The following is a 26350-nucleotide window of genomic DNA, read 5'->3' as shown; positions in this document are numbered from 1 at the left end:
CGTGAACCCGGAATCTCGACGCAAATGTCGCGGCTACTTCTTCTCGTTGGGATCGCGGTGCACCGGATCGATCCAGAGCACGGTCTCGGGCTTCTCCACCGGCTCGATGTCGAGATTGATCGCGACCGCCTCGCCGTCGCTGCGCACCAGCACACATTCCAGCACCTCGTCCGGGCTGGCGTTGATCTCCTGGTGCGGCACGTAGGGCGGGACGAAAATGAAATCGCCGGGGCCGGCTTCCGCGGTGAACTGCAGGCTCTCGCCCCAGCGCATCCGTGCCTTCCCCTTCACCACATAGATGACGCTTTCGAGATGGCCGTGATGATGCGCGCCGGTCTTGGCATCCGGCTTGATGCTGACCGTGCCCGCCCACAATTTCTGCGCGCCGACGCGTGCGAAATTGATGGCGGCCGCGCGGTCCATGCCAGCCGTCGAGGGCACGTTCGTGTCGAGCTGGTTGCCCGGAATGACGCGCACGCCGTCATGTTTCCAGCGATCATCGTCGTGATGGTGATGATCTTGGGAATGGGTGTGATCGTGGGAACCGCTCATCATTCTTGCTTTCGTTGGCCTGATTTCCTGCGTGGAACGCTAGCGAAAAGCAGCCGCGCAGGCGAGCGGAAAATCGGAACATCGCCATGTTCCGGCGCGTTACCTCAGCGTATTCCGAAGGAGTAATTTCATGGGTAGCACGACCGATAGGATGAAAGGCACGGCCAACGAGGCGATCGGCAGGTTCAAGCGGCGTCTTGGCAAGGTCACCGGCTCGCCGGCGATGCAGGGCCGAGGCGCGATCCTGGAAGCCAAGGGCAAGGGACAGAAGGCACTCGGCGGCATCAAGAGGATCGTCGGCAGGGTGACCGCAGCGGCTCACTGGCCTCGCTGAACGAGAGATGACACGGCCGCCCCATCGAGCCGGCCGATCGAGCATGAACGACGCTGCTCAGCCGCGCGGGCGCAGATGTGCCAGCACATCCGGATGTGCCAGCACATCCGGATTGACGACATTGGTCGGCGCGCCGGCCGCGTAAGCCAATATCTGGTCGAAGATGTCGGTGAACTGGATTTCGTACTCGTCGCGCGAGACGTAGCCGAGATGCGGCGTGCAGACCACATTGTCCATGTTGAGCAGCGGGTCCGCGGTGTCGCGCAACGGCTCCTTCTCATAGACGTCGATCGCGGCCATGCCTGGCCGGCCGGCGCGCAGCGCATTGACCAGCGCGCCGGGCTCGATCAACGGCGCGCGGCTGGTGTTGACGATCAGCGCGGTCTGTTTCATTTGCGCGAGGTCTGCCGCCTTGACGATGCCGCGCGTCGCGTCCACCAGCCGCATATGCAGCGACAGCACGTCGCAACGGGCAAAGAAATCCGCCTTGCTGGCTGATGTCTCATAGCCGTCGGCGCGCGCCTTCGCCATCGCGCCCTCGCGCGCCCAGACCAGCACGTTCATGCCGAACGCCTTGCCGTAGCCCGCGACCACGGCGCCGATGCGACCGTAGCCATAAATGCCGAGCGTCTTGCCGCGCAGCGTATGACCGACGCCGATCTGCCACTTGCCCGCCTTCAGCGCCTCCATCTGTTGCGGGATCGCGCGCATCGCCGCGAGGATCAGGCCCCAGGTGAACTCGGCGGTGGCGTAGGACGGCGTATCGGCATGCTGGCTCGACGACACGATGATGCCGAGCCGCGTGCAGGTGTCGATGTCGATATGCGGATAGACGCTGCGCTGGCTGATCAGCTTCAGCTGCGGCAGACGTTCGAGCAGCGGCGTGCGGATCTGGGTTCGCTCGCGGATCAGGACCAGCGCGTCGGTATCGCGCAGCCGTTCGGCGAGCGCATCGACGTCCTGGACGTGATCGTTCCAGATCTTGACGTCATACCCGTCGAGCTTGCGGTAGCAATCGAGGGTACGCAGCGTGTCGAAATAATCGTCGAGGATCGAAATCTTCATCGCTGCGCCCCTTGTTGTTGCGGGCCGGTTACTTGACGCCCATCGGCTTATTTGACGCCGAGCAATTCCACGTCGAACATCAGGGTCGCGTTCGGCGGAATCACGCCGCCGGCGCCGCGCGCGCCATAGCCGAGCTGCGGCGGGATGATCAGCGTGCGCTTGCCGCCGACCTTCATCGAGGCAACGCCCTCGTCCCAGCCGGCGATGACGCGGCCCTTGCCGATCGGGAATTCGAACGGCTCCTTGCGATCGACCGAGGAGTCGAATTTCTTGCCCTTCTGGCCGTTCTCATAGAGCCAGCCGGTATAGTGCATCACGCAGATCTGACCGGGCTGCGGCGAGGCACCGGTGCCGACGGTGGAGTCGATGATCTGCAAGCCTGAAGCTGTGGTCATGGTCTTTCCTGCGGTCTGGGCCGTTGCCGTCCCGCTGACAACGGACGTGGAGACTGCCGCCGCAAGGCCGGCGAATGCAGTCTTGATGATCGTGCGTCGGGAAGATCGCATCTTGCACCTCTCGTGAAGGACGGCCGTCTCTAGCCCAGTGCGAGCCGAATCCCTAGCCATTTTTCAGTGACCGGCCATGCCGCCGTCGCGGTCCAGTGCAAAATCGTCGAGCAATGGCGACGACGCACCTGCGATCAGATCGCCGATCAATTGCGCCGCCAGATAGGAGAAGGTGATGCCGTTGCCGCCATAGCCATACGCGGCATAGACGCCCTTCGCGCCGGGCACCGGGCCGATCAGCGGCAGGCCGTCGCACGTGGTACCGAACGTCCCGGCCCAGCGATAATCGATCTCGGTCTCCGCAAGCGGCCACAGCGCGGCAAGGCGTTTCGCCAGCGCGCGCGATTTTTGCGGGATCAGGCGGTCGCGTGCGTCGGGCTCGATGATCTCATTGCTGTCCTCGCCGCCGACCATGATGCGGCCCTCCGGCGTCGTGCGCGCGTAGAGATAGTCTTTCGCGCACTCCCAGATCAGCACGCCATCCTTCCAGATGTTCTGCGGCTGCGGCGCGGTCGTGATCGCCCAGCTCGAGGACACCGCCTGGACCCTGGAATGAACGATGTCCGGCATCGCATAGCCGGTCGCCAGCACCACGGCTCTGGCGGCGATTTCGCGGTCATTGTCGAACCCGACCGTGACCGCCTCACCTGCCGGATCGAAGGCCGTGGCCTCGGCATCGAACGCCCGCGCACCGCGCGCGACCGCGAGCCTGAGCAGACTGTGGGCAAGCTGCAGCGGATCGGCATCGGCCGCGCCGGATGACACGATCGCGGCGGCGCGCGCCATGCCAAAGGTCTCGAGCAATTGCCTATGGTCGAGGAAATCGCCCGGCAGGCCGATGCGGCTGCGCAACCGGTGTTCGTCGAGCAATTCCGCAGCAGAGCTTCCAGTTGCCAGATACAGCGAGCGTTTCGCCCTGATCTCGCTGAGAATGTCGTGGTCGCGAACCAGCGTCGTCAGTCCGGTCACGGCCTGCAGGCTCGCCCGATAGACGCGCGCCGCGCGATCGAGGCCATAGATGTCCGTCAGCTCGACCAGCGGACGATCGATCTCCCACAACAGCATCGAGGTGCTCGCCGCGGTGCTGCCGCGGCCTGGATGCTCGCGATCGACGATGACGACGTCGAGCCCCTGACGCGTCAGCCGCTCGGCGACCAGCGCACCGGTGATGCCGGCGCCGACGATCAGCGCATCGCAGGAGAGATTTTCAGCGAGCGGCGGCGGACGCTTCGACGCCGCGCGCCAGGGTGGAGAGCCGCCACGCAGATCGGCCTGTTCGGTCTCGTCTGAATCGAGGGTGCGGATAGCGGACCTCGCGGGGATGGGCTTTCAGCACCAACCCTCGCGATAAAATCTTGTTCCCTCCGCCGAGCCTCGCCGGCCGCGACAATCAATAGCCGAGGGCGCAGCCGTCCTTGCGCGGATCGGAGCCGCCGGTGAGCGTGCCCTTGTCCCAGTCGATCCAGATCGCCTGGGCGCCGCCGAGCGGGCCGACCACGCTGGTGGTCTTGTGGCCAAGCTTCTTCAAGCCTTCGACGATCGAAGCCGGCACGCCGTCCTCGAGTTGATATTGGCCCTCGTAGTGCAGGCCGCGCGGCATGTCGATCGCCTCCTGCACGTCGCAGCCATAGTCGAGGATGTTGGTCAGCACACGGGTCTGACCGACCGGCTGGTACTGCCCGCCCATCACGCCGTACGGCATCAGCGCACGGCCGTTCCTGGTGACCAGCGCCGGGATGATGGTGTGCAGCGGGCGCTTGCCGCCTTCGATGCAGTTGGGATGGCCGGGCTGGATGCGGAAGCCGCCGGCGCGGTTCTGGAACAAGACGCCGGTCTTGTTCGAGACGATGGCGGAACCGAAGGAATGCGCGATCGAGTTGATGAACGAGCAGACGTTGCGGTCCTTGTCCACGACCGTGATGTAGATGGTCGAGGGGTTCATCGGCGGCGCGACATTCGGCAGGTCGAGCATGCCGGTCCATCCGGATGTTCTTGATGTGCCCTTCGGCGAATTCCCTGGCGAGGATACCGGCAACGTCGACATGCACGTGTTGGGGATCGCCGATATGCTGCTCGCGCATCATGTAGGCGATGCGGGCGGCTTCCGCCTCGAGATGGAAACGCTCGACGCTGACGGGCGCGTACTTGGTCAGATCGAAGCGCGACAGGATGTTGAGCATCAGGAGCGCGGTGACGCCCGGGCCGTTCGGCGGGCACTGCCAGAAGTCGTAGCCCTTGTACATGGTGCCGATCGGCGTCGTCACCTCAGTGGTATGCGCGGCGAAATCGTCGAGCGTGTGCAGGCCGCCGATCCCGCGCAGCGTCTCGACCATGTCGGCGGCGATCTCGCCGCTATAGAAGGCGTCGCGGCCTTTTTGCGCGATCGCGCGCAGGGTCTTCCCGAGCTCGGCCTGGCGAATGACGTCGCCGGCCACCGGCGGCTTGCCGCCCGGCAGCAGGTAGCGCACGGTGTTGGTGCCATTCTTCAGCTTCTCGAACTGGTTCTTCCAGTCGAAGGCGATGCGGGGCGCGACGACGTAGCCTTCCTCGGCCGCCTTGATCGCGGGCTGAAGCAGCCGGTCGAAACCGAACTTGCCGTGCTCCTTAAGGATCACGTCCCAGGCATCGACCGCGCCGGGAATGCTGACCGCATGCGCGGAGGTCAGCGGCACAGAGTTGATCTTGCGCTCGAGATACCAGTCGGCGTTCGCCGCCTTGGGCGCACAGCCGGAGCCGTTATAGGCGATGATCTTGCCCTCGCCGCGCGGCTGGATCAGCGCAAAACAGTCCCCGCCGATGCCGGTCGATTGCGGCTCGATCACGCCGAGCAGGGCGGAGGCGGCGACGGCCGCGTCCACTGCCGTGCCGCCATCGCGCAGCACCTCGATCGCCGCGAGCGAGGCTTGCGGATGCGAGGTCGCAACCATTGCGTTGGTGGCGTGGACCGTGGAACGGCCGGCGAAATGGAAATTCCTCATGACAGAGTGCTCGCTTGATCGTGATGGTCTGATGCGGCTGCGGCGGATGATGCCAAGTACATGACACACTCATCCCCGGCTGAGCAATGCCTGGCATGCCAGGGGAATTATCCCGACAATGCATGGCTTTGCGGGTTTCGCCGGGCTGGCCGGCCTGATAAACCCCGGCGATGCCCTTCAAGGTCGCCGCCTTCTACCAGTTCGCCGCGCTGCCGGACTTCCGTGCGCTGCGCGAGCCGCTGCGTACGTTCTGCGCCGGGCTCGATCTCAAGGGCAGCGTGCTGCTCGCCCATGAGGGCATCAACGGCACCATTGCCGGCACCGACCAAGGCATCGATGACTTCGTTGCGGAGCTCAGGCACGGAGCGCTGTTCGGCGGCCGCCTCGACAATCTCGAGCTGAAGTTCTCCGAAGCCGCGCAGATGCCATTCCGGCGGCTCAAGGTGCGGCTGAAGAAGGAGATCGTCACGCTCGGTGACGAGACTGCCGATCCGAGCCGCCAGGTCGGCACCTATGTCGATGCCACCGAGTGGAATGCGCTGATTGCCGCGCCTGACATCATGGTGCTCGATACCCGCAACGCGTTCGAGGTCGCGATGGGCACGTTCGAAGGCGCGGTGGATCCCAGGATCGCGAGCTTTGGACAATTCAAGGAATTTGCGGCGCGAAACCTTGATCCGGCCAAACACCGCAGGATTGCGATGTTCTGCACCGGCGGCATCCGCTGCGAGAAGGCGAGCGCGCATCTGCTCGCGCGCGGCTTTACCGAGGTCTATCACCTCAAAGGCGGCATCCTCAAATATCTCGAGGAGGTACCCGAGGCGGAGAGCCGCTGGCGCGGCGAATGCTTCGTGTTCGACGAGCGCGTGGCGCTCGGCCACGGTTTGCGCGAGAGTGCGGGTGCGCTTTCGAGCGACGCGGAGCGCGAGAGTGCCCCCTGCGAGGCTGCCGTCCATGAATGACACGGCCAGGCTGAGCGAGCGGATCGATGCGTTGGAGGTTCGCCTGACCTATCAGGACGAGGCCATCGAGACGCTGAACCAGACCATCACGGCACAATGGAAGCAGATCGACGCGCTGACGCGCCAGATCGCCGAGTTGCGCGACCGGCTTCAGGAGGCCGAACGCCAGGCGCCCGGCCCCGGCAACGAGCGCCCACCGCACTATTGATCAGTGCCGCCGGACCGCGGCAGCACCGGCTACATGTTGCTCACCTGACGCATCGGCTTCGCGCCGCTGAAGAACAGGCTGGACAACCGCTGCACCATCGCCGTGGCGCGGCTGCCTTCGAGACCAGGGCGAACGCATAGCAGGCGCTTCTGCACCGGAAGCTCCGGAAGATAATAGTCCTTCGCCGAGATCAGCGAGGACGGGATCATCCGCTCGGGGCACGCCGTCAGGCCGTATCCGGCCCGTGCGGCTTCCAGCCGCAGCTGATGGTTCGGGCTCCTGAACACGATCTTGTACGAGATGTTGTGCTTGGTGAGCGTCCGGATCATCCAGTCGTCACCGGGCCAGGCCAGGATCGGGATCGGGGCGCCCGGCCGCAGCACAAAATCGCGCGATCGCACCCACACCGACCGCTCGTCGGCTTCGGCGGCGATCGTCACCTCGTCTTCGTTCTCCTGCGAAGGGTTGCTGTAGACGAACGCGATGTCGATGTAGCCGTCGATCAATCCCCTGATGACGGCCGGTGACATGTCGGCGTGCAGCAGAACGTCGGCGAGTGCATCGGATGGATGCAGCTTCAGGAACTCCTCGGCGAGCATCGTGCTGATTCCCAGCCGCAACGGCTGGGGTCCTTCGTGATTGCCGCCGAGCCGAAGCAGTTGATCGTTGGCTTCGAGGATGCGCCTCGCCTGCTGCACGGCGACCTTGCCAAGCTCCGTGGTCGTGGTGCCGTTTGCGGTTCTGACGAAGAGTGCGCCACCAATCAGGCTTTGCAGGCGCTTGACCTGCGAACTGATCGCCGGCTGGCTGAGGCCGAGACGCTCCCCGGCTTTCGACAGGCTGCCTGTCTCCGCGATCGCAACGACGGTGCGAACGATTTCAGTAGGAATATTCAAATGCTGACGCGGTCTATGCATCGCGAGCCCTCCAGTCTCAGCACGGGACGCAATTCCAATCTTCAGAGTATGTGATCAGGCTATACTAACATTTGGTTGCACTTTCGTTTAGCTACAATTACCGCCAAGGCACTGATATTGCAGGCCATATGTATTGTTACGTGCATTGCTCCGCATATCACGGTATCCCACAACTACATCTCCACACGCTGCAGCACCTCAACCGCGCCACACTCCGGGTTTTTGCGGATATCGCATCAAATATTCTGATCGCCCCATAACGTTTCACTGACCCGATAAGTCTGAATTGCGGCCGCTGATTCGTGAAAGCGTTTTCATAGTTTTCCTTAATCAAAGCCTCGCAACGTGACGTCGTAGTTGGCGTTTCGAGGTGTGTTGCAATGACCAGATTTTTTCGCTGCCGAAGCGGTGCGTCCGCCGTCGAATTCGCGCTGATGCTGCCGCTGTTTCTTGCCTTCATTTTCGGCATCATCGTCTTCGGCTCGTATCTCGCCATGGTGCATGGCGTTCAGCAACTCGCCGCCGAAGCGGCGCGGTCATCCATCGCGGGAATGACCGACACCGAACGCAACAGCCTCGCGACGAGCTACGTCACCGCCAACGCGTCGACCTATCCGTTGCTCGTCCCCGGCAATCTCACGGTCAATGCCGCGCCGTCTCCATCGAATGCCAACGTCTACGTCGTGACGGTCAACTACAACGCAGCCGGCAACTTCATCTACAAGCTGCCCTTCGTCCCCGCCCCGGCGAGCACGATCGTCCGCTCCGCGGCGATTCAGTACGGGGGATTCTAGGATGAGAGGCGTCCTCATGCTGATGCGGCGCTTCGGCGCCGACGAACGAGGAAACTTCGCGATGATCAGCGCCGGCCTGATGACGCTCCTGATCGGGTGCGCCGGGCTCGCCATCGATCTCGGCACGATCTTCGCCGACCGGCGCAAGACGCAGAGCACCGCCGATCTCGCCGCGATCGTCGCCGCCGCCAACCTGAACAATCCGGTCAACGCCGCCACCGCGACCGTGACGCAGAACAAGTACCCGGCCAGTGCGCTGGTCAAGGTCGAGACAGGAACCTACACCGCAAACAGCGCCATCGCGCCGCAGGCCCGTTTCGTGACCCCGGCGGTCGGCACTCCCAACGCCGCGCGGGTCACGCTGAACACCCAGACCCCGCTCTACTTCGCGCGGTACCTCACCGGCGCGAGCAGCTTCACCATCAAGACGACCGCCACCGCGACATCGACCGAAATGGCCTCGTTCGCGATCGGGTCGAGGCTGCTCTCGGTCAACGGCGGCGCGCTCAATGCGCTGCTCGGCTCGATGCTCGGCACCACGCTGTCGCTCTCGGTGATGGACTACAATGCGCTGATCAGCGCGAAGATCGACGCACTGGACTTCCTGTCGGCACTGGCGACCCGGGTCAACCTGACCGGCGTCACCTATAGCGACCTGCTGAGCAGCAACCTCAAGGTCGGCGACATCGTCGCGTCCGCGCTGACCACCCAGCAGATCACCAACGGCGCCAACGCGGCGACCACAGCGCTGTCGACGATCTCCCAGGGCGTCACCGGCTCCACCACCAAGATTTCGCCGGGCACGCTGGTCGACCTCGGTCCCTTCGCCAATCTCACGGTGGGGCAGAAACCCAAGGTCGGCGCCAGTGTTTCGGTGTTCGACCTGATTTCCACGGTGGCCCAGATCGCCAACGGCAACCATCAGATCGCTACCTCGATCAATCTCGGGCTGCCCGGCATCGCCAACGTCTCCGTGATCGCAACAATCGGCGAGCGCCCGGTCGGCTCGAGCTGGATCGCGATCGGCACCCAGGGTGTGAGCGTCCACACCGCGCAGACCAGGATCCTGGCAACGATCAATGTGCTCGGCTCCGGCACCGTGTCTGCGATCAATCTCCCGGTCTATGTCGAGGTCGCCTCGGGTACCGCGACGCTCAACGCTGTGTCCTGCGGCCACCCGAACATCAACACCTCGCAGGTGACGATCGGCGTGACGCCAGGGATCGTGGATGCATGGATCGGCAACGTCACGGTCGCCGACATGACCAACTTCACGACCAAGCCCAATCCGCCGCCGGCGACACTGGTCAACCTCGGTCTCGCCACCGTCACCGGCCTCGCGCATGCCGGCATGGGCAACACCACGCCGACCAATGTCAACTTCAGTTACAGCGACATCCAGTCGGGCACCAAGAAGACGGTGACGACAACCAACTTCCTTTCGTCGCTGACAGGAAGTCTGCTCGGCAACATCTCGCTGACCATCAATCTCGGCCCGCTCGGGCTGCCGATCCCGGGATTGGGGGCGCTCGTCATGAGCATCCTGAACGGCGTGACGAGTTCAGTCGATCAGGTGCTGGCCTCGCTGCTCGCGACGCTCGGCATCGGGCTCGGCCAGGTCGACGTTTGGGTGCTGGGCATTCGCTGCGATGGCGCCGTGCTGGTAAACTAAAGCATGATCCGGAAAATTGCGAAGCGGTTTTCCCTCGCGACAAACGCAAAGCGTTTGCGCGGAGATCACGCTCAAACAAGAAGCGAAAGCGCGACCATCGCGCTTGAGGGGACCGATCGCGACGGGCATCACATCGGGGTCAGGAGACTGCCGTGAGCACAACGATAAGATACAAGACCGACAGCCAACGAACGATCCTGCTGAAGCGCGGGACGATCTTCTTCCGCAACACCAGTGTCGGATGTCTTGTGCTCAACCTCTCGACCGGCGGCGCGGGGCTCGCCGTGGAAAGCGACGTCGCAATCCCGCTCGCGTTCGAGCTCGAGATCGAGAGCGAACCGATCCGGCGGCACTGCATCGTGGCCTGGCGCCTGGAGCGACGGCTCGGCGTGACCTTCGAATCTGACCGGATGCAGCGCCCCGCCGGCGGCCCCGTCTAGACTATCCCGGCGATCAAGGTATGCGGACGGGCCCGGTCGCTCCAAGCCATCGCTCCGCGGCGAATAGTTCGCCGCATGTTGAACTCATGCGGCATCGTGGTTAGCAGCCGGTGGGATATACCAGCTAATTGTCCCGATTGCCGTCGTGCTTCGACGGCGCCGGCTGCGTGGCGCTGACCGGATCGGAGGCCGGGAAGGTATCCTCGAGCCCCTCCTTCAGCCGGGTGCGAGCCTTGCGGTCGGCAGCCTGCGCCTCGTGCGGCTTCTCGGCATGCTTGTCGTGCGGGGCAGGATCGAATTTGTCGGCCATGTCGTCCCTCCATTCGGGGGGACAACGCGGCCACGCAAAAAGGGGTTCCAGAACCGCCTTGGCCCATTGCGCTGCAGCGTGTATCAGGGGCGCAAACTTTGACCTGATCAGGAACTATCCGCGTGCCCCAGGATCCCACCAAAAAGCCGCTCATCGACGTCCTGTCGGGCCATCGGCAGGCCGTGCCGCCGCTGTGGATGATGCGCCAGGCCGGGCGCTACCTTCCGGAATATCGCGAGGTGCGCGCCAAGGCAGGCGGCTTCCTCGATCTCTGCTTCAACCCGGAGCTTGCCGCCGAGGTGACGCTGCAACCGATCCGCAGGTTCGGCTTCGATGCGGCGATCATCTTCTCCGACATTCTGGTGATCCCCTATGCGCTCGGACGCTCGGTGCGGTTCGAGGTCGGCGAGGGCCCGCGGCTCGAGCCGCTGGCAACGCCCGGCGAGATCGCGACGCTGGCGGCCCATGCCAATTTCGACAAACTCGAGCCGGTGTTTGAAGCGTTGCGCCGCGTCCGTCGCGAACTCGCCCCCAAGGTCGCGCTGATCGGCTTTTGCGGCGCGCCCTGGACGGTTGCGACCTACATGGTCGCCGGCCACGGCACGCCGGACCAGGCGCCGGCGCGGATGATGGCCTACCGGCATCCGGAGGCGTTTGCGAAGATCATCGACGTGCTGGTCGACAGCTCGATCGAATATCTGGTCGGCCAGTTGAAGGCCGGCGCCGACTGCCTGCAGATCTTCGACACCTGGGCCGGCGTGCTGCCGCCCGCCGAGTTTGCGCGCTGGTCGACCGAGCCGACGCGGCGCATCGTGGCCGGAGTGCGCAAGCAGGTCCCCGATGCCAGGATCATCGGCTTCCCGCGCGGCGCGGCAGGCATGCTGCCGGCCTATGTCGAGCAAACCGGCGTCGATGCGGTCTCGATCGATTGGGCCACCGAGCCGTCAATGATCCGCGAGCGCGTGCAAAGCAAGGTCGCCGTGCAGGGCAATCTCGATCCGCTGGTGCTGATCACAGGCGGTGCCGCGCTCGACCGCGCGGTCGACGATGTGCTGGCCAATTTTGCGCAAGGGCGGCTGATCTTCAATCTCGGCCACGGCATCCAGCCGGAAACGCCGATCGCCCATGTCGAGCAGATGATCGCGAGGGTGCGCGCATATAAGGGCTGAGGCCTTGTAGCCCGGATACAGCGCAGCGCAATCCGGGTGCCTGTTGCGGTGTAGAAGGTCCCGGATTTCGCTCCGCTGCATCCGGGCTACGTCACTGCGAGTCTACCGCGCATCCTCCAAAATCATGTCGGACGCCTTCTCCGCGATCATGATTGTCGGCGCATTGGTATTGCCCGACATCAGGTCCGGCATGACGGACGCATCGACCACGCGCAGACCTTCGATGCCGCGCACCTTCAGCCGCTGATCGACCACCGCGAGCGCGTCGTTGCCCATACGACAGGTCGAGGTCGGATGATAGATGGTGCTGCCGGTGCGCCGGCAGAAATCGAGCAGGTCGTCGTCGCTGACCACCTTGGCGCCGGGATCGACCTCGCCCACTGAATAGGATTTCAGCGCCGGTGCGGCCAGGATCTTGCGCAGGATACGGATGCCGTCGATGAAGGCGCGGCGGTCGGTCTCGGTCGACATGTAGTTGATGCGGATCTCCGGCGGCACGGTCGGGTCCGCGCTCTTGATGCGCAAGGTCCCGCGGCTCTCGGGCCGGAGCTGGCACACTGACGCCGTGAAGCCGGAGAAATCGTGCAGCTTCTCGCCCATCTTGTCGGTCGAGAACGGCAGGAAGTGGACCTGGATGTCGGGCGAGGCGAGCCGCGGGCTGGTCTTGAAGAACGCGCCGGAGGTGCCGGCGGCGATCGTCAACGGTCCTTTGCGCAGCGCGGCGTAGCGGAGGCCCGCCATGACGCGGCGCACGGGATGATTGATGACGTCGTTCAGCGTGACGGTTTGCGCGCAGCGCGTGACGATGCGGACCTGCATGTGATCCTGCAGATCGTTGCCGACGCCGGGCGCATCGAGCACGATGTCGATGCCGTGCTGCTTCAACAGATCGGCGGGGCCGACGCCGGAGAGCTGCAACAATTGCGGCGAGTTGTACGCACCGCTCGATACCAGCACCTCCTTGCGCGCCTTGGCCTTGCGCAATTGCCCGTTCTGCTTGTAGGCGACGCCGCTCGCGCGCTTGCCGTCGAACAGGATGCGCTGCGCCAGCGCCGAGGTCTCGACATGAAGATTGCCGCGCGTCAGCGCCGGCCGCAGATAGGACCGCGCCGTCGAGGCGCGCCGGCCGCGCCGCGTCGTGGTCTGGAAGAAGCCCGCGCCCTCCTGGGTCGCGCCGTTGAAATCCGGATTGGTGGGAATGCCGACCTCGGCTGCGGCATGCACGAAGGCCTCCGACAGCGGATCATGATGCCGCCAATCCGACACCGGCAGCGGGCCTCCGGCGCCGTGATATTTGTCGCCGCCGCGCTGCTGATCCTCGGCCTTCTTGAAATACGGCAGCACGTCGTCGTAACCCCAGCCGGTGTTGCCGAGCTGGCGCCAGCGATCATAGTCCTCGTGCTGGCCGCGGACATAGAGCAGGCCGTTGATCGAGCTCGAGCCGCCCAACGTCTTGCCGCGCGGCTGGAACACCTGGCGCCCCTTCAGCTCGGGCTCCGGCTCGGTCTGGTACATCCAGTTGACCGTCTTCTCCTTGAACAGCTTGCCGTAGCCGAGCGGGACGTGGATCCAGATGTTGGAATCCTTCGGGCCGGCTTCGAGCAACAGCACGCTGTGCTTGCCGCTGGCGCTCAGCCGGTTGGCGAGCACGCAGCCGGCGGAGCCGGCGCCGACGATGACGTAATCATACTCCGCCGCATCGTTATTGTTGTTCACTGGTTTCCCCCGGAATTTCTTTCTTCCGGTGGTACAGACAAAGCGCCCGCTTGAAAAGACTAGGGCCCCGTTCCGATGGCATCGGCACGGGGCCCTAGATTCCTGTCTTGACGCGTTTTCTTCGCGCGAACCGGCATCCACTTCGCTCGAAAACGCGCTAGTGCCATGCGCGGAGGTTCTGGAGCAGTTGCCCGACAAGCATATTGAGCTCTTCGGCGCCGCCTGCGGCACCGAACACGTAACGGTCGGGCCGCACGATCACCGCCACGGCACCATGTTGCCGCATCCATTCGGCGAACAGCCCGTCGTGTTCGACCACGGTCAGGATACCGCCTCGATCGGCAGTTTCGCCCGATGCGGCGATGACGACGCGCTGGCCTGACAGACGCTGCCAGGCGGCAGCGGACGCATCCGACAGCCACGCCATCGGCTCCGCCGTCGTCGTCACGATCGCGAATTCCGGTTTCAGCAGATCGTCGAGCCGGCACGTCCGCCCATCTGCCGCGCGCACATGCGGCTGCACGAACAGCCGCCCGGCAAGCGCAGCATCGCGCGCGATCAGGCCGGAAACGAGATCGGGGATGAATTTCTGCCTGATGGTTTCGGCCTTGCCGGCCTTCAGGTCGGCGCGCAGCCGCACGTCACGTTCGACGGCGGCCACCGGATCGAGCTCGCCGATGATCTTGCCGAACTCCTTGGCGCTGGCGACGACGGCGCGGACATGCGGCTTGCGCTCGATCTCGTAACTGTCGAGCAGCGCACCGCCCGCGTCGCCGCGAAGAACCAGCCTCAACTTCCAGGCCAGGTTCACCGCATCGCGGATACCGGCGCACAGTCCCTGCCCGAGGAACGGCGGCGTCTGGTGCACGGCATCGCCCATCAGCAGCACGCGGCGGTCGCGCCAGCGCTGGCCGAGCAGCGCGTGAAAGCGATAGACCGCCGAGCGCCAGATCGTGAGGTCGGAGATATCGGTGAAACCCCTGAGCAGCTTCACGACGTTGTCGGGCGCGCCGGCCGCCTCGGGGTCCTCGCCGGGCAGCAACTTGATCTCCCAGCGCCGCAAATTGCGCGGGCCCGGCACGAAGGTGCCGGGACGCGACGGCCAGCAATACTGAAAGCTCCTGGCCGGCCGCTTGGCGGGATCGCTGGTCAGCGTGTCCACCACCATCCACCATTCATCGAAGGCGAGGTCGTCGAGGCCGATGCCGAGTTGCTTGCGGACGAAGCTGTTGGCGCCGTCGCAGCCGACCAGATAGCGCGCCCGGATCAAGACCTCCTCGCCGGACTCGCGACGCGCCGTCAGCATCACCGCGCCATCGTCCTGCTGCAGCGCCACGCCCGTGGCCGCAAGGAAAATGTCGGCATGCGGATAGTCGGCGAGCTTGTCGCGCAGCGCCTGCTCGACGTCCGGCTGCACGAAGGTCACGTTCGGAATCCAACCAAGCGGAAACGGCGGCGGCATCGGGTCGAAGATCTTGATGACCTCGCCGTCGACGCCGAGATAGTGCGAGCCGTTATGCGGGGCGATCGCCTGCTCCATGAAATCGCCGAGTCCGATCGCCTGCAGCACGCGCAGCGCCTCGTGATCGAGCGTGATGGCGCGCGGCTTGTCGTAGATGTCAGCAACGCGCTCGACGACGGCGACCCTCAAGCCGGATTTCGCGAGCAGATTGGCGAAGATGGCACCGACCGGCCCGAGGCCGACGATGGCCACGTCATGGATGGGATTATCGGCTGGCAATGACATGCTACTTCGCGAGGTAGCTCTCGAGCGTCAGCGGTTTCGGCTTCACCTGCGGCTCGCGGATCGCGACACCTTCGAACGGCGTCGCCTCCTCGAACCAGGCCTGCCGCGCCGGCAGCCCCCACGGGAACGAAATCGTGTGGTCGGACGGATCCCAGCCGACCGGCGCGTTCTCGATGTCCATGATCTGGTAGTGCGTGTTGAACAGCTCGACGCGATGCCCGTCGGGATCGCGCATGTAGACATACATCGCGTGTCCCGGGCCATGGCGCCCGGGGCCGCGTTCGACGGCCGCGCCATAGCCGAGCTCGCCGGCGACATCGCAGGCGTTGAGCAGATGATGAACTTCGGGCGCGAGAAATGCGAAATGATGCAGCCGCGGTCCGGCACCGTTGAAGAACACGATGTCGTGCGGATTGCCCTTGCGCTGCAGGAACACGCCTCGCAGGTCGAAGGTATCAGCGGGCGCGATATATTCGCTGAGCCGGAAGCCTGCCGCGGTGTAGAACTCGCACGCCTTGCGCACCTCCGGCGTCAGCACCTGGTAGTGATCGAGCCGCAGCGCCGAGCCGCCGGCATGGCGGGTGAATTTGGTGATCATGCGCGGCTCGACCGGCATGGTCGCGCAGAACTCCAGCGGCGTGCCGGCCGGATCGGTCGCATGCAGGGTGCGACCCTGATGCCGCACCTCGGCCCAGGCGGCCCGGCATCCCTGCGCTTCGAAGAAGGCCTTGAGCCGGTCGAGGTCACCGTCCAGAAAGACCCGCAGGCCCAGCCGCGCGCAGGCGGCGCCCTCGCCTTTGCGCAATACAAGGCTGTGATGACAGGCCTCCTCGACGCCGCGGAAATAGAGCGCATCGCCCTCCTCCGCGGTCAGGATCAGCCCGATCACCTTTTCGTAGAACTGCCGGCTCTCCGCGAGATCACGGACGGTCAGGACGACATGGCTGGCTCGCGTGATACGGAACCCGGGATCGTGGTTCGTCGTCGGGAGGCTCATGCGCACCTTCTGGTTTTTGCCTTGCCGTTCGCGGGAACCCGACTCATTGCGAAAAACCCGCGGTGGATCAAGCAGCGCGGCGTCAGGCCGGCTTTGCCGCTCCGTGACCTCGCGTCACGCATTTGTATCGATTTGTTAGCAATGCCGGCCGGTGGAACCCAAGCGGGGGGCCGCCGCGGCACGGTCCGTTCCAATAGTTCATAGTTTGTCAAAGGTTTGCAGAGAATTCTTCGCCACTGCGCCATGGCCAAACCGGGCAGGCAACGTAGTGATGCGTACCCATCTGAGATCATATTTCGCGACCCTGTTCGCGGGCGACCTCGCGGCCTTCGGTGCACCACCGGCGGATGAAGCGCTTGTCGGCCACATCCGCGCCGAACAGGTCTCGCTGGTGCTCGGCTATTCCTTCGGCATCATGCTGGCCAACGCCTGCAACGCGCTGGTGCTCGCGATTGCGCTGTGGCAATCGCCGGACTGGGCCTTTGCGCTGGTGTGGGCGGCCGCGGTGGGCAGCGCGGCGCTGTTCTTCGGCCTGCAGGCGCGGGCATCGCGCCGCATCGCCAAGCCGCAATTCGTGTCGCGCCGGACCATGTACCGGCTGGTGCGCAATGCGCTGGCGCTCGGCACCGCCTGGGGCATCGTTCCGGTGGCCTTCTTCGCCGACGCTTCGACCGGCGGCCAGCTCGTCATCACCTGCCTGTGCTCGGGCATGCTGGCCGGCGGCGCGCTGGCCTTCGCCACCATCCCGATCGCGGCCATCGCGTTCACGGCCCCCATCTTCGTCGGGATCGCGATCTGCCTCGGCAGGAACGGCGATTTCGTCTACCTCCTGATGGCCGTGCTGGTGCTGGTCTACGGTTCGGTGCTGCTGCGCGGCGTGTTCGTCAACGCGTTCGAGTTCAGGCGCCGGATCATCGCCCAGCACGAGGCCGAACGGACGGTGAGGCAGGATCCGCTGACGCATCTGCCGAACCGCGTCGCCTTCAATGAAGCGCTCAACGGTGCACTGAACCGGCTGGCGCGGTCGGGTGAGGAATTCGCGGTGCTGCTGCTCGACCTCGACCGCTTCAAGGAGGTCAACGACCAGTTCGGTCATCCCGCCGGGGACGAATTCCTGGTCCAGATTGCAAGCCGCCTGCAACGCTGCACGCGCGCGGCCGAGCATGTCGCGCGCATCGGCGGCGACGAGTTCGCGCTGGTCATGGCCAATCTGGCGCGGCCGGAGGATGCGCTCGAAATCGCCGAGCGCTTCGTCGCGGCCTTCACCGAACCGTTCCAGATCGAGGGGCTGGAGGTCAACCGCACCATCAGCATCGGCATCGTGCTCGCGCCCCGGGACGGCAGCACGTCCCACGACCTGCTCAAGCATGTCGACATCGCGCTTTACCGGGCGAAGAAATCCGCCCCCGGCACCATCTGCTTCTTCGAGGCCAGCGACGACCGGTCGGCGCGCGACCGCCGCGCCTTGCAGCGGGATCTCGAGCACGCGATCGAGGCGGACGAGCTGTTTCTGGTCTACCAGCCGTTCCTCGACATCCGCAAAGGCCGCGTCACCGGCTTCGAGGCACTGTTGCGATGGCAGCATCCGACGCGCGGCCTGATCCCGCCGTCCGTCTTCATCCCGATCGCCGAGGAGAGCGGACTGATCCACCAGCTCGGCGAGTGGGTGATCCGCCGCGCCTGCACGATGCTGTCGCGCTGGCCGGACGACATCCGGATCGCGGTCAATTTCTCCGCGGTCCAGTTCCAGAACGTCGGCATCCTGCAGACGATCGTCGACGCGCTGGCCGAGGCGAATGTCGCGCCGAGCCGGCTCGAGATCGAGATCACGGAATCGATGCTGCTGTCGAAATACGGCTCGGCCGCGACGGTCCTGAACGCGCTGCTGGAGCTCGGCGTCACAGTGGCGCTGGACGATTTCGGCACCGGCTTTTCCTCGTTGACCTACCTGCGCAAGCTGCCGTTCAGCCGCATCAAGATCGATCAGTCCTTCATCCGCGACATGCTGGTGCAGCCGGACTGCGCCGCGATCGTCAAATCGGTGATCGGGCTCGCGCGCGATTTGCGGATCGGCGTGGTGGCGGAGGGTGTCGAGACTGCCGACCAGCTCGAATGCCTGCGCCAGATCAGTTGCGACGAGGTGCAGGGGTATCTGATCAGCCGGCCGGTGTCAGGCAGCGAGATTTCCGCACTGCTCGATCACGATCCGCAGCACTCGGTGCACGCGGCGTAGCCCTGATCGGACGCCGCCCGAGCGCCGCTCGGTTGGGTCAGAGCGCGTCCGACCGATGCAGCGTGTCCACCGTGATGGTGCCGCGGGCGCGGGAGACGCAGGCGCATATCTTCTGGTTGCTGTGCTTCTGGTGGTCGCTGAAGAAGACGTCGCGGTGGTCGATCTCGCCGTCGACCTCGACCACGTCGATGGCGCACAGGCCGCATTCGCCGCGCTTGCAGTCGAACATCACGTCATGGCCGCTGGCGTTGAGCACGTCCAGCATCGAGCGCTCGCGCGGGATGACGAACTCGGTCCCCAGTTCGGTCCCTTGGCCCCTGAGCCGCACGCGGAACGGCTCGGTCGGCAGCAGCCCGCTCGATCCAAAGGTCTCGTAGCGCAAATCGGAGAGCGGGCGACCTGATGCCTCCCAGGCGCGCCGCGCCGCGTCCAGCATCCGCATCGGGCCACAGAACAGCGTCATCATATCCTGCGGCAGCGCCGCAAAGACGCCGCCGAGGTCGAGCCGCCTGCCTTCGTCGCCGGCATGAACGGAGAGGCGGTCGCCGAGCGCACGCTCGAGCGTATCGAGATAGACCGCATCGCCGCGCGCGCACGGCATAGTGCAGCGTCACGCCGGCGTCGCGGCGCGCCAGCGCCTGCGCCGCGCCGAGGATCGGGGTGATGCCGATGCCGCCGGCGATCAGGCAATAGTTCTGCCGCGTCCAGTCCACGGCGAGCAGCGAGGCGGGCTGCGTGATGTCGAGCCGCGCGCCCGGCTGCAGGGACCACATGTAGCGGGAGCCGCCGCGGGAATCCTCTGCGTGCCGAACTGCGATCCGGTAGCCCTGCGGATCGACTTCGCCGACCAGCGAATAGGACCGCGTCTCCGGCTGGCCGTCGATGGTGACGCTGACATTGATGTGGCTGCCGACCGGATAGGCCGCACCCGCGGCGCCGCCCAGGGAGAGCTGGCGACGACGTGGCGCGATTTTCCGCGACGATGGGAGAAGCAGCTAGGCCGCTCTGGAGGCGGTCAGCGGATCGAAAGCTGGAATCTGCAAGCGCCTGCGCGATTTGCCGGAGGCGCCGGCGCGCGGCCTACGAGTTCGACGCCGCGCGGGTCGAAGCCGACTGAACATCCTTGATGTTGATCACCACGGCGATGCGCTTGATCGTGCCGCTGCGATAAGCCTGCAGGAACTTGTCGTAGTGCTTGACCGAGATGCAGCCGTTGGAGTCGCCGTTCGGCCCGAGCATGTAGCTGTGGACCAAGAGGCCGACGCGCCCGAACGTGTCGCTGCCATCGACCGGCGTCATGCGCAGCGCGGGCACGCCGTGGAACAGCTTTTCACGCGGCTTCATCTCATAGATGCCGGGCGGCGTCGCGCCTGCGTTGCGGGCATTCACGTGCGCCGGGTCGTCGAGCAGATTGCCGAGGCCTGAATGCGCCTCGAACTTGGTGCCGTCGGGCATGTACACGATGCGGCCGGTGATGTCGTAGACCGCCGTCGTGCTGTCATAACCGAGCTTGCCGAGATCGGGACTCGGACCGGACAACAATCCGTCATTCGGATCGAGCGAGGCCAGCTGCAGCTTGCCCGGCATCATATCGGCGATCTTCTGCAGGAATGTCCGGTTGTCGCCCTGCTGCACCGGCGCCTGCGGCGGTGGCGGCTGATCGTTACGCGCAAGCAGATTGGCCTCGGCCGGCCGCGACCGCGGCATCGGCACGGAGGACGTCGTCGCTGCGGTCGTGGCAGCGACGGACGCCGTTGCCGACTGGCTGGTCGGCAGTTCGGTCTGCGTGTCGCGTAGCTGGCCGGCCAGCGCGTCCTCGATCTGGCCGAACTCGGAATTGAAATCGCCGCGGCTCGAACGGAACCCGCGGCGCAGTGGATAATAGAGTGAGGCCGAATTGATCGTGGAGCGCGAGCCGAAGCGATCGTCGAAGTTCAGCGAGGCTGAGGTGTTGGCGAGCGCCGGACCGTGAAGCCATGCGGTGGGGTCGATGCCGACCATCCAGGCGGCAAGGCCAGACGACAGGGCAAGCGCGCTCACGGCAAACGCCGTGCTGCCCACCAGTGACATGCCGCGGCTCGACTTACGCCGGGCAGCTTTCGTCGTTCGTTGACCCATCAATCCCCAAGTTCGGTGCTCTGGGGCCTGTTACCCGGCCCACCGGGATTCACCGATCACTCATCATATCAGGGAATTAGAGTAAGGCATAATCGAGACAAAGCGGACAACGAGAGGATTTTTAAACGTTTTTCGGATGGAAAGTGCCAGAGAATCAGCCTTGGGCGGGCTGAATTGACCGAAAAGGTCCCGATTCGGGACGATTTCGACGGCTCAGGCGATCTTTTCCTCCCAGAGGGTGAGCACCGGGACCGGCTTCCCGATGGCGTAACCCTGGGCGTAATCGACCCCGATCTGGCGCAGCTCGTCCAGGATCGCGAGGTTCTCGACGAACTCCGCGACCACCTGCTTCTGCATGATCTTCGCGGTCTTGGTGATCATCTCGACCATCGCCCGATCGACCTTGCTGTTCAGTATCTCCTTCACGAACGAACCGTCGATCTTGATGATGTCGACCGGCAGGTGCTTCAGATAGGCGATCGAGGACATGCCGGTGCCGAAATCGTCGAGCGAGAAGCTGCAGCCGATCTCGCGCAGCCGCGCGATGAACTTCTGCGCCTCGTCGAGGTTCGAGATTGCGCTGGTCTCGGTGATCTCGAAACACACCGATGCCGGCGAAACGTCAAGTTGCGCGAACAGCCCGGCGACGAAGTCGACGAAGTCGCTGTCGCCGATGGTGGCGCCGGACAAATTGATGGCGTAGCTCGCAATCTTGCGCGGCTGGTGCTTGCGCTCGGCGATGATCTCGAAGGCGCGGCGAACCACCCAGCGGTCGATCAGCGGCATCAGCCCGTAGCGTTCGGCGGCGGGCAGGAAACTGCCGGGCGGCACCAGCGCGCCGTTCTCGTCGCGCAGGCGCAGCAAGAGCTCGCGCCGGTCGTTGCCTTTCAGCGCGCCGTTCACCGGGCGGATCTCCTGCTCGTAGAGGCAGAAGCGTCCTTCGTCCAATCCCTTGCGAATGCGATTGACCCAGCTCATCTCGGCAACGCGCACGGCCATGCCGGTGTCGGACGGGCGGTGCTCCTGGACGCGGTTGCGTCCCTTGTCCTTGGCAAGGAAACAGGCAACGTCGGCAAGCCGCAACGCGTCCTGCACGCCGGCGCTGTCGGCCAGCCCGACCAGGCCGATGCTCGCGCTGATCCGGAAGCTCGACCCCTCATAAACGAAGTTCGACTGCTCGATCACCGCCCTGATCCGCTCCGCGACGTCGGCAGCGACGTCGTGCGTCGCGGAGCCGTCGTCACGCAGCAGAATGCCGAACTCGTCGCCGCCAAGACGCGCGACGAGGCCGCTGCTGCCGACTTCGGTTGCAAGCAGCCTCGCCACCTGCTTCAGCAACCGGTCGCCCGCCATATGGCCGCAGGTGTTGTTGACGATCTTGAACTGATCGAGATCGATCAGCATCAGGTCGGCGCCGATGGCCGGCGAGCCCGACATCGCCTTGTGCAGTTCGAACTCGAACTGCCGCCGGTTGGCAAGGCCGGTCAGCGCGTCATGCGAGGCAGCCCACGCCAATTCCTCGACCAGCCGCCGCTCGGCAGTCATGTCGTGAATGATCATGACTCGGCCCGCCGGTTCTCCGGCATGCACGATCGGGGTCTCGACCACCGAGACCGGCACGCTGGAGTGGTCCGGCCGCACCAGGAGCTGCGGCCGGCTTTCGTCGGCGGCGTCGAACGATCCGCGCACCGGCTGTTCGGCAATGTTGAACAGCGACGCCAGCGACCGTCCCGTCACCTCCTGCCCTGCCGCCATGAGCCGCTGCGCGGCGGCGTTCACGTAGTCGACCCGATCGTCCTGCGTCGTCACGATGACGGCATCGCCGATCGACGCCAGCGTGAGCTGGGCGCGCTCCTTCTCGACCGCGAGCGCGGTCTCGGCAAGCCAGCGCCGCCACAGCATCCGCCTCGTGTGGACCAGCACGATGCCGGCAAGGCAAGCCGCGATCACGAGGTTGACCAGCAGCAGCAGCGCGGAGACCTGCCGCGACGCCTTGCCGAGATGATCGGAGAAATCGACGGCGAGCGTGCTCAGCGCGGCGTCGACCATACCGATCCGTTCGGCCCAATGCCGGATGGTCGCAGCCGACGGGTCGTGCAGCGCGACGTCGCTCGCGGCCTCGTTCCGGATTTCAATCAGCTGATCGAGCAACGCATCCGAATTGCGCCATGCCGTCACCGCGCCCGCCACGTGGTGCATTGTGCGGAAGTATTTGAACAGCCAGATCAGGCCGCCGATGTCGTCATCATGATTACCTGCCCTGGCGAAGCCGGCGCTCGCCACCGCGTCATTGTCGCCAGGCGCCTCCAGGGCGCGCCGCGCCGTACGATCGGCCAGCGGCACCGCGATCGCGGCATCGAACTTCTGCAGATAGAGCGGCGCGCCTGTGCTGACATAGGTCTGCAGGTAGTGGATGGCGTCCTTCTGCCCCTTCGACCACATGCTTTCGCCGGCCACATAGGCCCTGACCGCCGACATCACCTGCAGGCTGCCCACCGACAGGCCGCCGAGCAGCAGCACGATGGCCAGCAGCGGCCCCACCACCCGCCACAATGACCAGCTTCGAAACGAAAAGAACATGCCCAATGCGCCCCGACCCTGAAATTTATCGGGTAGCCTAGGAACGGTGACTTAACCTCACGTTGCAAAACGGGATGAGTTTGAAACGACTTGGCAGCAGCGCAATTGCGTCAAACTTTACGCAACGGCCGCGACGCTCAAGGACGCAGCGTCGGCGACGTGTTCGGCGCGGGCGCCTGCTCCATCTCGGCCACCTCGGGCAGCTTGTCGGCGTGAACGGCCAACGGCGTGCCGATCCAGAGCGGATCGTCGTGGTGGTCGCGGCGCGGATTGGTGGTGTTGGGATGGACCAGGATGCTCAGGCTGCCATGGTTCAGCATCAGCCACGGCACCAGCGTCGGAAACAGTTCTGCCGCAAACGCCACCTGATACATCGTCTGATCGTGCGGGCCGACCTTGACATCGTGCCAGCGCCCGAGCGTGACCAGGAAGCGCTCGCCGATCCAGTTGCGCAGCCGCTCCGCCTCATCCCGGCTGGTCGCGGGGTCGTAATAGACATGAGCGTGATAGCTCGCGATCTCGCCGATCGTCCGTGGCGCGCCCGTCATCTCAGCTCTCCTTCTGACCGGTCATTTGCGCCGCAGCACACTGAACTGGAACGACTGCGTCGCGCCCCAGGGCGTGACGTGCCGGTGCGCCTCATGCGCGATCAACTCGAATGCCGGACCAATGGTCCTGCTGAGCGTCACGGGATCATAGCGCTGCACCGGCAGGCCGCTGCACTTCTCCGGGCCGTCCAGCGCAAAGGTGCCGATCACGGCGTGGCCATCTGCTTTGACGCCGCGATGCAGCCGGTCGAGATAGGCCGCGCGGTCTGGTTCCTCGACCAGGAAGTGGAACGCCGCACGATCGTGCCAGATGTCGAAGGCCTGCTCCGGCTGCCAGACCGTCGCGTCACCTACGATCCAGCGCACCGCGTCAGCTGCTGCGCCGATCCGCTCCCGCGCGCTCGCCAGCGCCGCCTCGGAGAGATCGAGCAGGGTCACATCATGAAAGCCGCTCGCCAGCAGCGCATCGACAAGTCGCGAAGCTCCGCTGCCGATGTCGACGATCGAGGCGTCGCGGCCGGGCGCAACCGATTCGATCAGGCGCAGCGAGGGCTGCGGATCGGCCTGCGACCAGCTCACCTGCTGCTCGCGCTTGGTCAGATAGACGGTCTGCCAATGCGATTGGCGATCAGAAGCAATCATGGCGATAGGTCCCGAAAGCGGCGCCAGCAACCCGCGTTGCGCACGATTAACCATGAGCTAGGCGCGGACGTTTCCCGCGTCAACCCGCAGCAGCCGACGCGCCAGCCTTGCAGCAGCAAATGCCGCATTTGATTTGCGGCATTTTCAGACTAACCTGACCGACAGGTTGAGATCGGGGCGCCCGGGGGATGGCCAACTTCGGCTGGACACGCGTCAACAAGCCTGCACAAGCGGAGGACGCCGCCAGCGACTTGCGCGGCCTCAGCGATCCGGCGGCGTTTCTCGCCGCGCTCGACAAGGTGGTCCCGCGCTATCTCGATCTCGCCGACAATGGCGTGCTGGTCTATCCGGCCTGCAAACGCAAGTCCGGCGATCTGCTCGGCGACATCAGTGCGATCTGGGAGCACACGCGGCTTGAAGCGATGCGCTATGTCCCGATGGTGCCTCGGCAGGACATCTCGCTGCTGGTCGATCCGGCCCGCCAGGCGGAGATGATCGATGCTTTCCTGCGCCAGCGCGCACACGACAAGACCGTCGTCGATTTCACCGGCACCGCGATCGAAGACTACGGGATCGCGATCTACGCTGGCTTGAACTGGCTGAACCATTGCGGCGCCCTCGTGGGTGCCGATCCGCAAAAGTTCTCCGGCACATTGCGGAGCTTCCGCAGGGTCATGGTGGTCGCCCAACAGTGGTGGGCGATCGACGGCGCGGCCGAGCGCTGTCGGCAACTGCTCGAAGCGCGCGAACGGCCGCCGCTGGTGTTCTTCCTGCTGTGGGCCGAATGCACCAATTTGGCGCGGGAGATCGCGATCGCTGCGGCCGGTCCGAATGCAACCGAGGACACCATCTCGCGGATGCGCGCGGCCGAAGATCCGGAACAGCTGACCTAGGAAGCCGGCGGAGCCCGGCCGTCAGGCGACAGGGTCCCCGTCGGCGGACGCCAGCTGCAATTCCTTGGACTTGCGCGAGATCAGGCGGGCCAGCTCGCTCTGCTTGTAGGTCTCGACGAACTTGATGGCGAAGCCGTTCGGCAGATGCCGGACCACTCGCCCGACGCAGGCGCCGATCGCCAGCGGCATGCCGATCGGCGGCTGCGCCTCGGAGGAGACGGCCGCGCCGGACAGCGACATATCGATGATAAAGCAGCTCTGCATGGTGCCGTCCGCCAGCGTCAGCATGGCATGCGGCGCGACGGGAGCGAAACGCGGGTTGTTGCGCGCCTCGCGGATGCTCGGATCCTTTTGCTTCTTCTCGATCCAGGTCAGCTTGTCGGCGAACTTCTCACGCATGGCATGCGTCATCTCGAGCTCGAGCAGGAAGCTGCCGCCCATCGTGTCGGTGATGCAGCCGTCGAACTTGCCGAACTCCTCGAAATACGAAGTCAGCCGCTCGCCGACCTTGCCGACGACAGGCACGTCCACGATCATGCGGAAGGGCGAGACGCGCTTGGTCCGGCAGGCAAAGCTGCGCAGCTTGCCCTGGGCATCGTACCAGTTCGGCAACGTGTAGCTGCCGTTGACGGTGATCTTGACCGCGCGTTGCTTGAGAAACTTTTCGACGGACACGACTGAACCTCGCCCGAGGCGATGTGAATGTACGGAGGTCGGGATTGACCGGCTTCACTGCCGGTCCGGTGGTGGGGAAGTCTGCTACCGACGCGATGGTAGCGGGGAGCTGCGGCACGCATCCCAGCGCGTGGCGGAATGGTCTTGGCGCGATGGTCCTGGCGCGCAGGCGTACAGCCATACCGTCGAAAAACTAGGAAAAAGTTAAACCGGGGCGGAGCGCCGGCGGCGCACTCTATGGCGCAACCGTTGCGCGGCGGTTTATTTTGAGAACCGTACAACTACCGGGAGAGT

24 protein-coding genes and 2 pseudogenes are annotated in these 26350 nt (G+C 64.9%); 10 read left to right on the top strand and 16 right to left on the bottom strand.

Going from position 1 to position 26350, the window contains the following annotated elements; genetic code table 11:
* Positions 1 to 33: 33 nt before the first annotated feature.
* Entirely contained in the window at positions 34 to 552 is a 519-nt protein-coding gene (locus tag RX327_RS10455) for a cupin domain-containing protein (RefSeq protein ID WP_317251235.1), read from the bottom strand.
* A gap of 130 nt (positions 553 to 682) precedes the next feature.
* Here RX327_RS10455 and RX327_RS10450 point away from each other — a divergent pair, with 130 nt between their 5' ends.
* Entirely contained in the window at positions 683 to 886 is a 204-nt protein-coding gene (locus RX327_RS10450; RefSeq protein WP_028333241.1) for a CsbD family protein, read from the top strand.
* Between the two features lie 57 nt (positions 887 to 943).
* Here RX327_RS10450 and RX327_RS10445 read toward each other — a convergent pair whose 3' ends face one another.
* The 3 genes from RX327_RS10445 to RX327_RS10435 form a co-directional block, all read right to left on the bottom strand.
* Entirely contained in the window at positions 944 to 1951 is a 1008-nt protein-coding gene (locus RX327_RS10445) for a D-2-hydroxyacid dehydrogenase family protein (RefSeq protein WP_050387409.1), read from the bottom strand.
* Positions 1952 to 1998: 47 nt separating this feature from the next.
* On the bottom strand, positions 1999 to 2457 hold the full coding sequence (locus tag RX327_RS10440) for an FKBP-type peptidyl-prolyl cis-trans isomerase (protein WP_317250184.1): 459 nt from the start codon (positions 2455 to 2457) through the stop codon (positions 1999 to 2001).
* 63 nt (positions 2458 to 2520) lie between these two features.
* Positions 2521 to 3615, bottom strand: coding sequence for an NAD(P)/FAD-dependent oxidoreductase (locus RX327_RS10435; RefSeq protein WP_028333244.1), 1095 nt, complete (start codon positions 3613 to 3615; stop codon positions 2521 to 2523).
* On the opposite strand from RX327_RS10435, the gene RX327_RS10430 reads away from it, so the two are divergent.
* Positions 3556 to 3747 (top strand): hypothetical protein, encoded by a 192-nt coding sequence (locus tag RX327_RS10430; RefSeq protein WP_050387410.1) that lies wholly within the window; start codon positions 3556 to 3558, stop codon positions 3745 to 3747. The two genes, RX327_RS10435 and RX327_RS10430, sit on opposite strands and share 60 nt — an antisense overlap.
* Before the next feature lie 100 nt (positions 3748 to 3847).
* Here the strand turns inward: RX327_RS10430 and ggt are convergent.
* A pseudogene (gene ggt, locus RX327_RS10425) lies at positions 3848 to 5315 on the bottom strand (gamma-glutamyltransferase).
* 290 nt (positions 5316 to 5605) lie between these two features.
* On the opposite strand from ggt, the gene RX327_RS10420 reads away from it, so the two are divergent.
* Both RX327_RS10420 and RX327_RS10415 read left to right on the top strand, forming a co-directional pair.
* Entirely contained in the window at positions 5606 to 6397 is a 792-nt protein-coding gene (locus tag RX327_RS10420; RefSeq protein ID WP_317250183.1) for a rhodanese-related sulfurtransferase, read from the top strand.
* Entirely contained in the window at positions 6390 to 6605 is a 216-nt protein-coding gene (locus RX327_RS10415) for a SlyX family protein (protein ID WP_050387413.1), read from the top strand. The genes RX327_RS10420 and RX327_RS10415 overlap by 8 nt, the downstream gene beginning before the upstream one ends.
* Positions 6606 to 6634: 29 nt before the next feature.
* On the opposite strand, the gene RX327_RS10410 is transcribed toward RX327_RS10415, so the two are convergent.
* Positions 6635 to 7522, bottom strand: a complete 888-nt coding sequence (locus RX327_RS10410) for a LysR family transcriptional regulator (RefSeq protein ID WP_244482612.1) — start codon at positions 7520 to 7522, stop codon at positions 6635 to 6637.
* A gap of 380 nt (positions 7523 to 7902) precedes the next feature.
* Here RX327_RS10410 and RX327_RS10405 point away from each other — a divergent pair, with 380 nt between their 5' ends.
* The 3 genes from RX327_RS10405 to RX327_RS10395 all read left to right on the top strand — a co-directional run bounded on the left by RX327_RS10405 (position 7903) and on the right by RX327_RS10395 (position 10428).
* Positions 7903 to 8316: a TadE/TadG family type IV pilus assembly protein gene (locus tag RX327_RS10405; RefSeq protein WP_028333249.1), complete on the top strand. Its 414-nt coding sequence runs from the start codon at positions 7903 to 7905 to the stop codon at positions 8314 to 8316.
* Between the two features lies 1 nt (position 8317).
* A complete protein-coding gene (locus tag RX327_RS10400) occupies positions 8318 to 9988 on the top strand; it encodes a pilus assembly protein TadG-related protein (RefSeq protein ID WP_050387414.1) in 1671 nt (556 codons plus the stop codon).
* A gap of 152 nt (positions 9989 to 10140) precedes the next feature.
* On the top strand, positions 10141 to 10428 hold the full coding sequence (locus RX327_RS10395) for a PilZ domain-containing protein (RefSeq protein WP_152977908.1): 288 nt from the start codon (positions 10141 to 10143) through the stop codon (positions 10426 to 10428).
* Positions 10429 to 10552: 124 nt separating this feature from the next.
* Here the strand turns inward: RX327_RS10395 and RX327_RS10390 are convergent, their stop codons facing one another.
* Entirely contained in the window at positions 10553 to 10738 is a 186-nt protein-coding gene (locus RX327_RS10390) for a hypothetical protein (protein WP_028333252.1), read from the bottom strand.
* A 122-nt stretch (positions 10739 to 10860) separates the two neighbouring features.
* On the opposite strand from RX327_RS10390, the gene hemE reads away from it, so the two are divergent.
* Positions 10861 to 11907, top strand: a complete 1047-nt coding sequence (gene hemE / locus RX327_RS10385; RefSeq protein WP_317250182.1) for a uroporphyrinogen decarboxylase — start codon at positions 10861 to 10863, stop codon at positions 11905 to 11907.
* Positions 11908 to 12009: 102 nt separating this feature from the next.
* On the opposite strand, the gene RX327_RS10380 is transcribed toward hemE, so the two are convergent.
* From RX327_RS10380 to RX327_RS10370, 3 genes are all read right to left on the bottom strand, one after another.
* The gene (locus RX327_RS10380; protein WP_317250181.1) at positions 12010 to 13623 is read right to left on the bottom strand and encodes a choline dehydrogenase; all 1614 of its coding nucleotides are present in this window, start codon (positions 13621 to 13623) and stop codon (positions 12010 to 12012) included.
* A gap of 157 nt (positions 13624 to 13780) precedes the next feature.
* On the bottom strand, positions 13781 to 15370 hold the full coding sequence (locus tag RX327_RS10375) for a bifunctional 3-(3-hydroxy-phenyl)propionate/3-hydroxycinnamic acid hydroxylase (protein ID WP_050387417.1): 1590 nt from the start codon (positions 15368 to 15370) through the stop codon (positions 13781 to 13783).
* A 1-nt stretch (position 15371) separates the two neighbouring features.
* Positions 15372 to 16367 carry a VOC family protein gene (locus tag RX327_RS10370; protein ID WP_050387418.1) on the bottom strand — a complete coding sequence of 332 codons (996 nt, stop codon included), beginning with the start codon at positions 16365 to 16367 and terminating at the stop codon, positions 15372 to 15374.
* A 271-nt stretch (positions 16368 to 16638) separates the two neighbouring features.
* Between RX327_RS10370 and RX327_RS10365 the strand changes: the two genes are divergently transcribed.
* Positions 16639 to 18600 (top strand): putative bifunctional diguanylate cyclase/phosphodiesterase, encoded by a 1962-nt coding sequence (locus RX327_RS10365; RefSeq protein ID WP_317250180.1) that lies wholly within the window; start codon positions 16639 to 16641, stop codon positions 18598 to 18600.
* 37 nt (positions 18601 to 18637) lie between these two features.
* Here the strand turns inward: RX327_RS10365 and RX327_RS10360 are convergent.
* The 5 genes and pseudogenes from RX327_RS10360 to RX327_RS10340 form a co-directional block, all read right to left on the bottom strand.
* Positions 18638 to 19595, bottom strand: a pseudogene (locus RX327_RS10360) (PDR/VanB family oxidoreductase).
* Positions 19596 to 19680: 85 nt separating this feature from the next.
* Positions 19681 to 20670 (bottom strand): DUF2778 domain-containing protein, encoded by a 990-nt coding sequence (locus RX327_RS10355; RefSeq protein ID WP_050387419.1) that lies wholly within the window; start codon positions 20668 to 20670, stop codon positions 19681 to 19683.
* Between the two features lie 261 nt (positions 20671 to 20931).
* Entirely contained in the window at positions 20932 to 23298 is a 2367-nt protein-coding gene (locus RX327_RS10350; protein ID WP_317250179.1) for a putative bifunctional diguanylate cyclase/phosphodiesterase, read from the bottom strand.
* A 137-nt stretch (positions 23299 to 23435) separates the two neighbouring features.
* Positions 23436 to 23846: a DOPA 4,5-dioxygenase family protein gene (locus RX327_RS10345; protein ID WP_317250178.1), complete on the bottom strand. Its 411-nt coding sequence runs from the start codon at positions 23844 to 23846 to the stop codon at positions 23436 to 23438.
* Between the two features lie 21 nt (positions 23847 to 23867).
* A complete protein-coding gene (locus tag RX327_RS10340; RefSeq protein ID WP_050387422.1) occupies positions 23868 to 24488 on the bottom strand; it encodes a class I SAM-dependent methyltransferase in 621 nt (206 codons plus the stop codon).
* A 188-nt stretch (positions 24489 to 24676) separates the two neighbouring features.
* Here RX327_RS10340 and RX327_RS10335 point away from each other — a divergent pair, with 188 nt between their 5' ends.
* The gene (locus tag RX327_RS10335; protein WP_028333263.1) at positions 24677 to 25381 is read left to right on the top strand and encodes a hypothetical protein; all 705 of its coding nucleotides are present in this window, start codon (positions 24677 to 24679) and stop codon (positions 25379 to 25381) included.
* Positions 25382 to 25402: 21 nt separating this feature from the next.
* Here the strand turns inward: RX327_RS10335 and RX327_RS10330 are convergent, their stop codons facing one another.
* A complete protein-coding gene (locus RX327_RS10330) occupies positions 25403 to 26056 on the bottom strand; it encodes a PilZ domain-containing protein (RefSeq protein WP_317250177.1) in 654 nt (217 codons plus the stop codon).
* Positions 26057 to 26350: the final 294 nt, after the last annotated feature.

The organism is Bradyrhizobium sp. BEA-2-5, assembly GCF_032918025.1.
Classification (GTDB): domain Bacteria; phylum Pseudomonadota; class Alphaproteobacteria; order Rhizobiales; family Xanthobacteraceae; genus Bradyrhizobium; species Bradyrhizobium pachyrhizi.
This window is presented reverse-complemented; position numbering and strand designations above follow the sequence as displayed.

What these genes read in the sequence shown, in the direction of transcription:
- RX327_RS10455 (WP_317251235.1), bottom strand. Translation starts at nt 552, where the DNA reads ATGAGCGGTTCCCACGATCACACCCATTCCCAAGATCATCACCATCAC.
- RX327_RS10450 (WP_028333241.1), top strand. Translation starts at nt 683, where the DNA reads ATGGGTAGCACGACCGATAGGATGAAAGGCACGGCCAACGAGGCGATC.
- RX327_RS10445 (WP_050387409.1), bottom strand. Translation starts at nt 1,951, where the DNA reads ATGAAGATTTCGATCCTCGACGATTATTTCGACACGCTGCGTACCCTC.
- RX327_RS10440 (WP_317250184.1), bottom strand. Translation starts at nt 2,457, where the DNA reads ATGCGATCTTCCCGACGCACGATCATCAAGACTGCATTCGCCGGCCTT.
- RX327_RS10430 (WP_050387410.1), top strand. Translation starts at nt 3,556, where the DNA reads ATGCTCGCGATCGACGATGACGACGTCGAGCCCCTGACGCGTCAGCCG.
- RX327_RS10420 (WP_317250183.1), top strand. Translation starts at nt 5,606, where the DNA reads ATGCCCTTCAAGGTCGCCGCCTTCTACCAGTTCGCCGCGCTGCCGGAC.
- RX327_RS10415 (WP_050387413.1), top strand. Translation starts at nt 6,390, where the DNA reads ATGAATGACACGGCCAGGCTGAGCGAGCGGATCGATGCGTTGGAGGTT.
- RX327_RS10410 (WP_244482612.1), bottom strand. Translation starts at nt 7,522, where the DNA reads ATGCATAGACCGCGTCAGCATTTGAATATTCCTACTGAAATCGTTCGC.
- RX327_RS10405 (WP_028333249.1), top strand. Translation starts at nt 7,903, where the DNA reads ATGACCAGATTTTTTCGCTGCCGAAGCGGTGCGTCCGCCGTCGAATTC.
- RX327_RS10400 (WP_050387414.1), top strand. Translation starts at nt 8,318, where the DNA reads ATGAGAGGCGTCCTCATGCTGATGCGGCGCTTCGGCGCCGACGAACGA.
- RX327_RS10390 (WP_028333252.1), bottom strand. Translation starts at nt 10,738, where the DNA reads ATGGCCGACAAATTCGATCCTGCCCCGCACGACAAGCATGCCGAGAAG.
- RX327_RS10375 (WP_050387417.1), bottom strand. Translation starts at nt 15,370, where the DNA reads ATGTCATTGCCAGCCGATAATCCCATCCATGACGTGGCCATCGTCGGC.
- RX327_RS10370 (WP_050387418.1), bottom strand. Translation starts at nt 16,367, where the DNA reads ATGAGCCTCCCGACGACGAACCACGATCCCGGGTTCCGTATCACGCGA.
- RX327_RS10365 (WP_317250180.1), top strand. Translation starts at nt 16,639, where the DNA reads ATGCGTACCCATCTGAGATCATATTTCGCGACCCTGTTCGCGGGCGAC.
- RX327_RS10355 (WP_050387419.1), bottom strand. Translation starts at nt 20,670, where the DNA reads ATGTCACTGGTGGGCAGCACGGCGTTTGCCGTGAGCGCGCTTGCCCTG.
- RX327_RS10350 (WP_317250179.1), bottom strand. Translation starts at nt 23,298, where the DNA reads ATGTTCTTTTCGTTTCGAAGCTGGTCATTGTGGCGGGTGGTGGGGCCG.
- RX327_RS10345 (WP_317250178.1), bottom strand. Translation starts at nt 23,846, where the DNA reads ATGACGGGCGCGCCACGGACGATCGGCGAGATCGCGAGCTATCACGCT.
- RX327_RS10340 (WP_050387422.1), bottom strand. Translation starts at nt 24,488, where the DNA reads ATGATTGCTTCTGATCGCCAATCGCATTGGCAGACCGTCTATCTGACC.
- RX327_RS10335 (WP_028333263.1), top strand. Translation starts at nt 24,677, where the DNA reads ATGGCCAACTTCGGCTGGACACGCGTCAACAAGCCTGCACAAGCGGAG.